We start from the raw sequence: 12,534 nt of genomic DNA, 5'->3' as shown, positions 1-12,534 counted from the left end.
GATCAGTCGAACCGGCAGTACCTCATTGCGCGCTGCGCTGTACATGCCTAGCTTGGTGGCACGCCGGCACAACCCCATCCTGCATCAATTTGCAGAACGACTTACTGCAACTGGGATGGCGAAGAAAACTGTCATCGGAGCAGTCATGCACAAACTGGCACACCTGATTTATGGAGTGATACGCAACGACAAGCCCTTCGATCCTAATTACTTATCGAAAGGGCTTGTCATTCAAGACGGTATCTGACCCCGATGTTAAATATCCAGCGGATCGACTTCCAGCGACCACTTCACGCGGCTCTTCATTTCCCTCAGAGTGAGTAGCCACTCTCGTAGAAACGCTTGCAGCATGGGCCTCGACGCCGACTCCACCAGCAACTGCGCACGGTCGACGTTGTGCACCCGCGTCATGCTCATCGGGATCGGATCGTTGATCGTGATGCCCGGATGCTCGACGCAATCGCGGGCGATGGTGAGGAATTCGATGGCCGTGGCCAGCTCCGGCGCCTCGGCGCGCAGCAGCGCCTGGAACAGATAGGGCGGCAAGGCGGCCTGTTCGCGCTCCTCCAGCAGGGCCGAGGCGAAATGGTCGTAATCATGGCGCACCACCGCGTCGTACAGCGGATGCTGCGGATAGCGGGTCTGGATCAGCACCTCGCTGGTGCTGCCGCCTTCGGTCTGGGCGGAGCGGCCGGCGCGGCCCGCCACCTGCATCAATTGCGCGAACAGGCGCTCACTGGCGCGGTAGTCCTGCGAAAACAGCGCCGTATCCGGGTTCAGGATGCCGACCAGGGTCAGCTTTTTAAAATCATGCCCCTTGGCCACCATCTGCGTGCCGATCAGGATATCGACCTCGCCCCGGTGCACGGTATCGAAGGCGGCCTGCGCGCTGCCCTTCTTGCGGGTGGAGTCGGCATCGATACGCAACACCCGCGCTTCCGGGAACATGGCTTGCAAGCCTTCCTCCACGCGCTGCGTGCCGCGCCCCAGCGGTTGCAGATCGACGTTGCCGCAGGTCGGGCAATGGCGCGGGATGCGCATCTCCAGGCTGCAATGGTGGCAGCGCAGCCGATGCTCGGGACGGTGCAGCACCATGAACGAGGTGCAACGCGTGCATTCGCTGATCCAGCCGCAGGATTCGCAGCAGATCACCGGCGCATAACCGCGCCGGTTCAGGAACAGCAGCGACTGCTCGCCGCGCTCCATGCGCTGTTTGATCGCTGCGATTAAGTGGGACGTCAGCCCATCCTTGGGCTTGTCGCGCTCCATGTCCAGCAGCTTCACTTGCGGCAGGACGGCGTTCTTGACGGCCCGTTCGCGCAACTCCAGCTTGCGGTAGCGGCCGGACTGGGCGTGGTGCCAGCTCTCCAGCGACGGCGTGGCCGAGCCCAGCACGATGGGGATGCCCAACTGCCAGGCGCGCCACACGGCCAGGTCGCGCGCCGAGTAGCGCAGGCCTTCCTGCTGCTTGTACGAGGGATCGTGCTCCTCGTCGATGACGATCAGCTTCAGGTTGGGCAGCGAGGCCAGGATCGCCAGCCGCGTGCCCAGCACGATGCGAGCCTTGCCCTGGTGCGCGGCCAGCCAGTGCAACATGCGCTCGCCTTCGGACAGGCTGCTGTGCAAGGTCGCCAGCATCACGCCGGGGAAGCGCGCGCGGATATTGCCTTCCAGCTGGGGGGTCAGGTTGATCTCCGGCACCAGGATCAGGATCTGCGCGTCCGGCTCGCGTTCCAGCACCTGCGCGCAGGATTGCAGGTAGACCTCGGTCTTGCCGCTGCCGGTGACGCCGTACAGCAAAGTGGGCTTGAAACCCGCCGCACCGCCGATGGCGTCCGCCGCCTCCTGCTGCGATGGATTGAGCTGTGGCATGTTCAGCGGCGTGCCGTCGTGCGGCGCGTCCAGCTTGGCCAGCTTCTTCAGCGCCCGGTCCAGCGCCACCGTGGTCAGCACGCGCAGGTTCTTCGGCAGGCCCGGCAGCGCCACTTCGCCCAGCGGACGCTGGTAATAGTCGGCGGCAAAGCCGGCCAGCGCCAGCCATTCCGGCGACAGCGGCCCCAGCTGGCTGCGCACGGCCAGCGCATCCTTCAGCTTTTCGGCCGGCACATCGGTCTCGGCCGCCACGCCGACGATCAAGCCCATCACCTCGCGGCGGCCGAACGGCACCAGCGCCAGCTGGCCGACCTGCGGCTGCTCTCCCGCGTCGCAATGCCAGCGGTAGTCGAAAATCGCGTTCAGCGGCGTATCAAGCGCAATCTGAAGAATGCAATGGTGGAAAAGGCCCTGCATAGATCCCGTCACAGTAGAAAATTCTTGCGGCAATTGGGCGCAAATACCGCCCTCATTGGGGCGCTTTGAAGTATCCACAGTTTTTGTGGATAACTTTGTGGACAAAGGAATCTTAATCCCCGGAAAGCATAGACTTCTGGCTTCGCATCGTCGTAAACCGGGCAAAAATTCAAAATTATTTCTCTTTAAAATCAATCACTTGGAAAATGCTTCCTAGGAGAAGAAAAATTCGTGTTTTTTCTCCGCCGCTGTGCATAAGTGAAGTATTTAGGATGCATTTTTTGACGAAATCAAGCATTTTTTAGAACTTATCCACCGATATTGCAGAGCACAATACGCTACTTCCAGTGGATAGCTTTAGACATACCTTATGTGTAAGGTTTGTCTGTTCACAACTTCGTTATCACGGCCTAAACTTTGCTCAAAAATCGTGCAACGCAACATAAACCTCAGGCAAAACAGCAACATTATGGCTAAGTCACGGTTTACTAAGTACTTTTATTTTTTATCCACAGTTTTTGTGGATAACTTTGTGGACAATGAGGAAATAAACTAGTTTCAGTGGACAGTCAAGGTTTACGACTTGCCATGTATTGCCTCTTCGACCACAAATTTTATCCTTCATAATCAACGACTTGCAACATCCTCACGGGCTAGCAAAAAAGCCCTGCCTAATATTTCCGCAGTAAAAAAAATTGTGCATAAGTCGGTTTTACTCAGCCGTGAACACCAATGAAAAAGGGCACGCCTCCGGAGAAACGTGCCCCATGTTCGGAAATTACATCAGGATGCGCGCTGGGCCTTGCTGTAGCTGTGAACGGCTTCGACCATGGCGGCGACGTTCTCCGGCGGCGTGAACTGGGAGATGCCGTGGCCCAGGTTGAACACGTGGCCATTGCCGTCGGTCGGCTTGCCGTAGGCGTCGAGTACCTTATGCACTTCGGCACGGATCTGGTCCGGGCTGGCGAACAGGATGGCCGGGTCCAGGTTGCCCTGCAGGCCGACCTTGTGGCCGACCAGCTTGCGCGCCTGGGTCAGGTTGACGGTCCAGTCCAGGCCGACCGCGTCGGCGCCGATGTCGGCGATCTGCTCGATCCACTGGCCGCCACCCTTGGTGAAGACGATGGCCGGGATCTTGACGCCGTCCTTGTCACGTTTCAACAGGGAAACCACCTGCTGCATGTATTTGAGCGAAAACTCCTGATAGGCGCCGTCCGCCAGCGCGCCGCCCCACGAATCGAACACCATCACCGCCTGGGCGCCGGCATCGATCTGGGCGTTCAGGTACTCGGCCACGGCCTTGGCGTTGATGCTCAGGATGTGGTGCATCAAGTCCGGGCGGTTGTACAGCATCTTCTTGATGGTGTGGAACTCGCGCGAGCCCTGGCCTTCGACCATATAGCAGGCCAAGGTCCACGGGCTGCCGGAGAAGCCGATCAGCGGCACGCGGCCGTTCAATTCGGTGCGGATCTGGGTCACGGCCTTGAACACATAGTCCAGCGAGCCCAGTTCCGGCGCACGCAGGGCCAGCACGTCGGCCTCGGTTTTCAGCGGACGCTCGAATTTCGGGCCTTCGCCTTCGACGAAATACAGGCCCAGGCCCATGGCGTCCGGCACCGTCAGGATGTCCGAGAACAGGATGGCGGCGTCCAGCGGGAAGCGGTCCAGCGGCTGCAAGGTGACTTCGGTGGCGTAGTCCGGATTGGTGGCCAGGCCCATGAAGGAGCCAGCCTTGGCGCGCGTGGCGCGGTATTCTGGCAGGTATCGCCCCGCCTGGCGCATCAGCCACACAGGCGTGTGGTCGGTCGGCTGGCGCAACAACGCGCGCAAGAAGGTGTCGTTCTGGAGCGGGGCAAATTGTGGCATGGAAGGCAATCGAAATCGGTCAAAAGACTATTATCGCATCCTGCGCGGATTTTTTTTGCTGGATGATAGTCCGTTCATTCTCTATCATGCGTAGCACCCGACTTTGGAGACGCCATGACATCCGCTGGATCGACAACAAGCACCATCACCGCGCCCTTCGGCGCCTGGCCATCGACCATCAGCGCCGCGCGCGTGGCCGCCGGCGCCACGCCCCTGTCCACGCTGATGCTGGGCGGCGCCGATGGCAGCGATATCTTCTGGCTGGCCGGCCGCGCCGCCGAAGCGGGCCGCAACACGCTGCTGCGCCACCACGGCGTGACCACCGGCGAACTGACGCCGGCCCCCTTCAATGTGCGCAGCCGGGTACACGAATACGGCGGCGGCGGCTATACGGTGGACGGCGATACCATCTATTTTTCGCATTTTGCCGACAACGTCGTCTACAAACTTGATGTAGCCGACGACGGCGCGGTCCCCGTGGCGCTGACCAGGGCCGGCAAGCAGCGCTTCGCCGACTTCGTGGTCGACCGCGCGCGCGGACGCCTGATCGGCGTGCGCGAGCTGCATCGGGATGACGCGGGCGACGCCCACGCCCAGCCGGCCAACACCATCTGCGCCATCGACGCCGACGGCAGCGAGACCGTACTGGCACAAGGCGCAGACTTCTACTCGTCGCCGCGCCTGTCGCCGGACGGCCGCTCGCTGGCCTGGCTGAGCTGGGACCATCCGCGCATGCCGTGGCAGGGCACCACGCTGTGGCTGGCCGACATCGGCGACGACGGCGCGCTGGCCGCGCCGGTGCGCATCGCCGGCGGCGCCGAGGAATCGGTGTGCCAGCCCGAATGGTCGCCGGACGGCCTGCTGCACTTCGTCTCCGACCGCAGCGGCTGGTGGAACCTGTACCGTTTGTGCCGCGAACGCGATCGCACCGAGGGCCTGTGCCCGATGGAGGCGGAATTCGCCTCGCCGCACTGGACCTTCGGGAACTCGATGTACGGCTTTCGCTCGTCCTCCGAAATCATCTGCACCTACATCGACAAGGGCGTGAGCCGCCTGGCGCGCCTGCTGCCGGGCAGCGGCAAGCTGGAAGCCATCGCCAATCCCTACGAAGAGATCCGCGAACTGCGCGTGGCCAAGGGCTACATCGCCATGCTGGCCGGCGGCCCGACCATCCCGATGGAACTGGCGCGCATCGACTTCACCGAGGAGGGCGTGGAAATCCTGGCGCAGTCGATCGAGGAACTGCCGGCGGAAGACTACCTGTCCATCCCGACCAGCATCAGCTACGCCAGCGCGAACGGCCGCACTTCGCACGCCTTCTTCTACCCGCCACGCAACCGCGACGCGGCGGCGCCTGCGGGCAGCAAGCCGCCGGTGATCGTCATCAGCCACGGTGGCCCGACCGGCATGACCGTCAACACGCTGAACCTGAAGACCCAGTACTGGACCAGCCGCGGCTTCGGCGTGCTGGATGTGAACTACGGCGGCAGCACCGGCTTCGGCCGCGCCTACCGCGACCTGCTCAAGGGACAGTGGGGCATCGTCGACGTCGAGGACTGCGTGGCCGGCGCGCAGGCGCTGGTCGAACGCGGCCTGGCCGATGGCGAACGCCTGATCATCCGTGGCGGCAGCGCCGGCGGCCTGACCACGCTGTGCGCGCTGACCTTCCACAACGTGTTCAAGGTGGGCGCCAGCTACTACGGCGTGTCCGACCTCAAAGGCCTGGACCAGGACTCGCACAAGTTCGAATCGCACTACAATGAGTACCTGATCGCGCCGCAGCCGCAGGCCGAGGCGCTGTACCAGGCCCGCTCGCCGATCAATCACACCGACAAGCTGGCACGCCCGATGATCTTCTTCCAGGGCCTGGACGACAAGGTGGTGCCGCCGCAGCAATCCGAAATGATGGTCGACGCGTTGAAGGCGCGCGGCGTGCCGGTGGCCTATGTGCCGCTGGAAGGCGAAGGCCATGGCTTCCGCAAGGGCGAAAACATCGTCCGCACATTGGAAGCGGAGCTGTACTTCTATCAACGGATGTTTGGCCTGCATGATCCTGCGGCCACGCCGCCGGTACACATCGATAACCTGAAAGACTGACCCCGCATGGCCGACGCTAAGCTGCTCGCCGAATTTGACGCGCTAGAATTCAACGAAAAAATGATACTGGCGCTGCTCGCCCTGATCGGCGAGCCGGTGGGACGCACGGCCATCCTCGATCACCTGAACCACGCCCGTATCGAGGACAAGGACGGCAATGCCTACGGCGTCGGCACGCTGGACGAATCGATGCGCAAGCTGGAACGGCTGGCCTTCATCAGCATCGTGACGGGGCGCGGCTTCGTCTGCAATCCCAAGCTGCGCTGGCCGGCGATGCGCGCCTCCATCGGCACGCACGCGCTGGACGACTTGTGCAGCGCCTACGACGAGCTGACGCCGATGCGCCAGACCTGGAACAGCTTCGAGCCGCGCAGCTACCGCGCCGGCATGGCGCGCCTGCGCATGGGCCTTCTGCGCGGCCTGGCGCCGCAGCAGATCCAGCCGATACTGGCATTCTGCCTGGGCAGCTACGAAGCGGCGCAACTGCATCCTATCGTCGACATCTTCGGCCGTCCTTTCGAGCCGGGCATGCTGGCGCGCGTGCATCCGTTGCTGCAGGACGATGTGCTGATGGTGCTGCTGCAAAACGCCCAGCATGAATTCCTGACGGTGCCGGTGATACGCGAATTCTGCGAACAGCACATGCAGCGCCGCCTGGCCACCAAGGACGACATCAGCCCCGAGCTGCGCATGGCGCTGGCCGAGGATGCGATCCTGTGCGGCCGCCTGGACGACGCCAAACGCTACCTGGAACGCACCGCCGGCCCGCAAAGCCAGTACCTCGCCAGCGCGGTGGTGCTGCTGCGCGGCGCCAGCGGCGCGGCCATCGTCGGCTTCGACGCCGCGCTGAAGACACTGCGCCGCGACACCGGCAAACGCAAGCACCTGTTCACCGGCATGTCCGGCTACCTGTACCTGCTGTCGATGCTGCGCAGCGGCGATGCCAAGCACCTGAAGGCGGCCGAGGCCTACCTCGAAATCGCCGTGCGCATGCCGCAGAACCACGACACCGCCGTCCACCAGCAAATCGACATGCTGCGCCAGATCCGCGCGGGCACCATGCAGACCGACGCCGTCGCCGCGCTGGCCTGGGACAACAGCCTGCAAACGCAGATGTTCCAGTGCCTGCTGTATTTCTGGCTGTCGCTGCCGCAGCTGTCCGAGCGCAAGGCGCAGTTGCAGGAGCTGGCACAGAACGCCGAGCGCGCCGGCTACCTGTTCATCGCCGGCCAGGCCGCCTGCCTGCTGGGCCACTTGGGCGACGTCGAACAGCAGCGCCACGCGAACGCGCTGCGCTCGCGCCTGGGCTATCCCGACATGAGCGTATGGTTCGAACGCCAGGAAGCGTGGCAACGGCAGCTGACGGCGCTGATCAACCTCCAGCAGCCCGCCACCGCCGATGCCGCCGGCAGCACGCGCCTGGTGTGGATGCTGAACTACGACAACCGCCACGGCCTGACCGACGTCGCGCCGGTGGAACAGAAGCGCGATGCGCGCGGCCTGTGGAGCAAGGGCCGCGCCGTCGGCCTGAAACGGCTGCGCTTCGAGGCCGAGCAGTTCGATTTCCTGACGCCGCAGGACATCCGCGCGTCCGAGGCGATCTCGGTTGCACACCGCAGCTACCAGTCCAGCGGCCTGGCTTACGAAATCGATCCGCAGCGCGCCGCGTCGGCGTTGATCGGCCATCCGCTGCTGTTCTGGGCCGACGCGCCGGATACGCGCGTGGAAATGCTGGCCGGCGAACCGGAGCTGCTGATCAAGAAAAGCCCGGGCAACCTGGAACTGCGCCTGCAACCGCCGATCCCGGATGACAGCTCCTCCGTCATCGTCAGCAAGGAGACGCCGACCCGCCTGCGCGTGGTCACCATCCTCGACGAGCACCGCCGCATCGCCGCCATCGTCGGCAACGGCTTGAACGTGCCGGCCCACGCGGAGCAACAGGTGCTGCATGCGATCAGCTCCATCTCCTCGCTGGTGACGGTGCAGTCGGAAATCGGTGGCGCCGCGCCGGACATGGAACAGGTGGAGGCCGACATGCGCCTGCACCTGCACCTGCTGCCCTACCAGCACGGCCTGAAGATGCAGGTGCTGGTGCGGCCGCTGGCCAACGGCGCGTACTACGCGCCCGGCGCGGGCGCCGACAGCGTGATCGCCGACGTCAACGGCAAGCCGGTACAGGCGCGCCGCAAGCTGATCGACGAGCGCGACGCCGAGCGCGAACTGATCGCCAAGTGCCCGGTGCTGGAATCGGCCGAGCAGGAACACGGCGAATGGCTGCTGGGCCAACCGGCGCTGTGCCTGCAACTGCTGGTGGAACTGCAGGAGATGAACCCGGACGCCATCGTACTGGCCTGGCCGGAAGGCGAAAGCTTCCGCGTGACCGCCAAGGTGGAAACCAAGCAGCTGCGCCTGGCCATCAAGAGCAACAAGGACTGGTTCGCGGCCAGCGGCGAATTGCAGATCGACGAAGGCAAGGTCATGGACCTGAAAACGCTGCTGGAGCTGATGCAGAAGAGCCAGAGCCGCTTCGTGGAACTGGGCGAGAACCGCTACCTGGCGCTGACCGAGGAACTGCACCGCCGGCTGATGGAAGTGTCGGTCTACGGCGAGATCACCGAGGACGGCGTGCGCGTGCATCCGCTGGCGTCGTTCGCGTTGGAGGAGCTGGCCGACGATATCGGCGGCCTGAAGTCGGACAAGCTGTGGAAGGAACACCTGGCGCGCATGGAGGCGCAGGCGGCCTTCGTGCCGCAGCTGCCGACCACTCTGCAGGCGGAGCTGCGCGACTATCAGCTGGAAGGCTTCAACTGGCTGTCGCGCCTCGCCAGCTGGGGCGTGGGCGCCTGCCTGGCCGACGATATGGGCCTGGGAAAAACGCTGCAGGCGCTGGCGCTGATCCTCTCGCGCGCACCGCAAGGCCCGACCTTGGTGGTGGCGCCGACCTCCGTCTGCATGAACTGGATCAGCGAGGCTGCGCGCTTCGCGCCGACGCTGAACGTGAAACTATTCGGCCCCGGCGACCGGGCCGAGACCATGTCCACCTTGCAGCCCTACGATCTGGTGGTGACCAGCTACGGCCTGCTGCAACTGGAGTCCGCGCTGTTCGCCGGCGTGCAGTGGAACACCATCGTGCTCGACGAAGCGCAGGCGATCAAGAACGGCGCCACCAAGCGCTCACAGGCCGTGATGGCGCTCAAGGGCGACTTCCGCATGATCGCCACCGGCACGCCGCTGGAGAACCACCTGGGCGAGTTGTGGAACCTGTTCCGCTTCATCAATCCGGGCCTGTTGGGCAGCATCGAGCAGTTCAACCTGCGCTTCGCCGCGCCGATCGAAAAACCGCAGGACCATCGGGCCGAAGTGGGCGCGCGCAATCGCCTGCGGCGCTTGATCCAGCCCTTCATGCTGCGCCGGACCAAGGCGCAGGTGCTAACCGAGCTGCCATCGCGCACCGAGATCACGATGGAAGTCGACCTGTCGGCGGACGAGACGGCGCTGTACGAATCGCTGCGCCGCGCCGCGCTGGAAAACCTGGCCGCCGTCGAAGGCCCGGCCGAGAAGAAATCGATCCAGATCCTGGCCGAGATCATGCGGCTGCGCCGCGCCTGCTGCAACCCGAACCTGGTGGCGCCGGAACTGGGCCTGGCCAGCAGCAAGCTGGCGGCCTTCGCGCACTTGCTGGAAGGCTTGCTGGAGAACCGCCACAAGGTGCTGGTGTTCAGCCAGTTCGTCGACCACCTGTCGCTGATCCGCGCCCACCTGGACGCCAACAACATCAGCTATCAATACCTGGACGGCTCGACGCCCATGGCCGACCGCAAGAAGCGCGTCGACCTGTTCCAGTCCGGCGAGGGCGACGTGTTCCTCATCAGCCTGAAAGCGGGCGGCGTCGGCATCAACCTGACCGCCGCCGACTACGTGATCCATATGGACCCATGGTGGAATCCGGCGGTGGAAGACCAGGCCTCGGACCGCGCGCACCGCATGGGCCAACTGCGGCCGGTCACCATCTACCGCCTGGTGGCACGCCACACCATCGAGGAAGGCATCGTCGACCTGCACCAGCACAAGCGCGACCTGGCCGACAGCCTGCTGGAAGGCAGCGACGTCTCGGGCCGCATGTCGGCCTCCGAGATGTTGAATATGCTGCAAGAAGGAATGCGAAAGTAGCCGTCCGGTTACAAACCGGATGCGCTCAAACCTGCGGATTAATGATAATCTCCTCCGCTTCGGCCCGGTACGCCGGGCCACTTTATCGACAAGGCTGTTCAAGATGATCAAGACAAATATCGCACTGGCTGTATTGATGACGACGCTCGCCGTCGCACCAGCCGGCGCCACCACGCACCACAAGACAACTCACACCTCGGCCAAGAGCGGCGGCAAGAGCGCGCACACCTCGCACGCCACCCACGCTAAAAGCGGCGGCAAGTCCACCAAGAGCGGCAAAAGCAGCAGCAAGGGCAGCAGCAAAAGCACCGGCAAGCACGGCAAGGCGAAAGCCGTCGCCGCCACCGCCGCAGTGGCCGCCGTCGCCGCGCCATCGTTGAAGCCTTCCGGCACGCCGGAGCGCCGCCAGGACCGCTCCTTCGACGGCCAGAGCAGCCAGTTCCTCAACGCGCTGTGGCGCATCGATTCGGAAAGCGCGATCTACGCCGGCAAGTACGATACCGCCGCCACGCTGTCCATCCCCGACAAGGCGGGACAGGCCAAGGAGCTGGCCTTCATCGACGAATGGAAGCAGCGCTTCGGCGCGATCAACGCCAGCCAGTTGTCGGCCAAGCAGCGCACCGACCTGGCGCTGCTGATCAACAAGCTCGACAGCGACCGCTTCCGCCTGACCACCTTGAAGGAATACGAGTGGAATCCGGCCAGCTACAACGTGGCCGGCCCGATCGACCTGATCCTGAACACCGAATACGCGGCCCAGCCGCAGCGCCTGCGCACGCTGCTCAAGCGCATCGCCGGCATTCCGGCCTACTACGAGGCGGCGCGCGCCAACATCGTCAACCCGACGCGCGAACATACGCGCCTGGCGATCGCGCAGGCGCCCGGCGTGCAGACCTTGCTGACCGAGGTGGACAAGGCCGCGCAGGCGTCGATCCTGACGCCGGTGGAGAAGCAGCTGTACACCCAGCGCGTGAACGCGGCGCTGACCGCGGTCGACGGCTATGTGGCCTTCCTGACCGAGATGGACAAGCAGATGGACACCAGCGGCCGCCGCACCTTCCGCCTGGGTAAGGAACTGTACGAGCAGAAGTTTGCCTTCGACATCCAGTCCGGCAGCACTGCCGAGCAGACCTACCAGAAGGCGCTGGCCGCGCGCGAAGAGCTGCTGGCCAATATGGAGCGCATCTCCGACGAGCTGTGGGACAAGACCATGGGTTCCACCGCCAAGCCGGCCGACCGCTTTGCCAAGATCGGCAAGGTGATCGACAAGCTGTCCGAGCGCCACGTCAAGCGCGAGGATTTCTTCGCCGAGATCCGCCGCCAGGTGCCGGTGCTGCAGGACTGGGTGATCAGCCACAACCTGCTGACGCTGGATCCGAAGAAGCAGCTGGAAGTACGCGCGACGCCTGCCTACCAGGCCGGCGTGGCGGGCGCCAGCATCGATGCGCCGGGACCGTATCGTCCGCAGGACCGCACCTACTACAACGTGACGCCGCTCGACGGCGCGACGCCGGAAGCGGCCGAGAGCAGCCTGCGCGAGTACAACTACTGGATCTTGCAGATCCTGAATATTCATGAGGCGATACCGGGGCACTACGCGCAGCTGGTGTATGCGAACAAGTCGCCGTCGATCGTCAAATCCATCTTCGGCAATGGCGCGATGGTGGAGGGCTGGGCGGTGTACGGCGAGCGCATGATGCTGGAGTCCGGCTATGGCGACAACGCGCCGGAGATGTGGCTGATGTATTCGAAATGGAATCTGCGCAGCGTGACCAACACCATCCTCGATTACAGCGTGCATGTGCTGGGCATGACCGAAGAGCAGGCGATCGACCTGCTGACGCGCCAGGCCTTCCAGACGCGCAGCGAGGCGGTGGAGAAGTGGCATCGGGTGCAGGTGTCGTCGGTGCAGCTGACCAGCTATTTCAGCGGCTACAGCGAGATCATGGAATTGCGCGAGCAGCGCAAGCAGCAGTTGGGCGCGAAGTTCAACCTGAAGGAATTCCACGAGCAATTCCTGAGCTACGGCAGCGCGCCGGTGCGGGTGATCAAGGGCTTGATGACGCAGTAGGAAGGCATGGGTTTGCGCGCACTTGAGTGCGCGCAAACGGC

5 protein-coding genes and 1 pseudogene are annotated in these 12,534 nt (G+C 63.9%); 4 read left to right on the top strand and 2 right to left on the bottom strand.

The features are described from left to right. A pseudogene (locus D0T21_RS32540) lies at positions 1-247 on the top strand (IS110 family transposase); the annotation flags it as partial. A gap of 8 nt (positions 248-255) precedes the next feature. On the opposite strand, the gene D0T21_RS21975 reads toward D0T21_RS32540, so the two are convergent. Both D0T21_RS21975 and hemE read right to left on the bottom strand, forming a co-directional pair. Beyond that, a complete protein-coding gene (locus tag D0T21_RS21975) occupies positions 256-2,289 on the bottom strand; it encodes a primosomal protein N' (RefSeq protein ID WP_116991421.1) in 2,034 nt (677 codons plus the stop codon). 783 nt (positions 2,290-3,072) lie between these two features. Continuing rightward, positions 3,073-4,155 (bottom strand): uroporphyrinogen decarboxylase, encoded by a 1,083-nt coding sequence (gene hemE, locus D0T21_RS21970; protein WP_116991420.1) that lies wholly within the window; start codon positions 4,153-4,155, stop codon positions 3,073-3,075. Between the two features lie 114 nt (positions 4,156-4,269). Between hemE and D0T21_RS21965 the strand changes: the two genes are divergently transcribed. From D0T21_RS21965 to D0T21_RS21955, 3 genes are all read left to right on the top strand, one after another. Further along, a complete protein-coding gene (locus tag D0T21_RS21965) occupies positions 4,270-6,252 on the top strand; it encodes a S9 family peptidase (RefSeq protein WP_116991419.1) in 1,983 nt (660 codons plus the stop codon). A gap of 6 nt (positions 6,253-6,258) precedes the next feature. After that, positions 6,259-10,422: a DEAD/DEAH box helicase gene (locus D0T21_RS21960; RefSeq protein ID WP_116991418.1), complete on the top strand. Its 4,164-nt coding sequence runs from the start codon at positions 6,259-6,261 to the stop codon at positions 10,420-10,422. Between the two features lie 103 nt (positions 10,423-10,525). Next, positions 10,526-12,493, top strand: a complete 1,968-nt coding sequence (locus D0T21_RS21955) for a DUF885 domain-containing protein (protein WP_116991417.1) — start codon at positions 10,526-10,528, stop codon at positions 12,491-12,493. Positions 12,494-12,534 lie beyond the last annotated feature (41 nt).

Source organism: Duganella sp. BJB476 (assembly GCF_003416895.1).
Classification (GTDB): Bacteria; Pseudomonadota; Gammaproteobacteria; order Burkholderiales; family Burkholderiaceae_D; genus Rugamonas.
The sequence above is the reverse complement of the archived record's forward strand: the minus strand, read 5'-3'. Positions and strand labels throughout refer to the sequence as shown.

Excerpts from the sequence above, each read along its gene's own strand:
- D0T21_RS21955 (WP_116991417.1), top strand. The coding sequence starts at position 10,526 with ATGATCAAGACAAATATCGCACTGGCTGTATTGATGACGACGCTCGCC.
- hemE (WP_116991420.1), bottom strand. The coding sequence starts at position 4,155 with ATGCCACAATTTGCCCCGCTCCAGAACGACACCTTCTTGCGCGCGTTG.
- D0T21_RS21965 (WP_116991419.1), top strand. The coding sequence starts at position 4,270 with ATGACATCCGCTGGATCGACAACAAGCACCATCACCGCGCCCTTCGGC.
- D0T21_RS21975 (WP_116991421.1), bottom strand. The coding sequence starts at position 2,289 with ATGCAGGGCCTTTTCCACCATTGCATTCTTCAGATTGCGCTTGATACG.
- D0T21_RS21960 (WP_116991418.1), top strand. The coding sequence starts at position 6,259 with ATGGCCGACGCTAAGCTGCTCGCCGAATTTGACGCGCTAGAATTCAAC.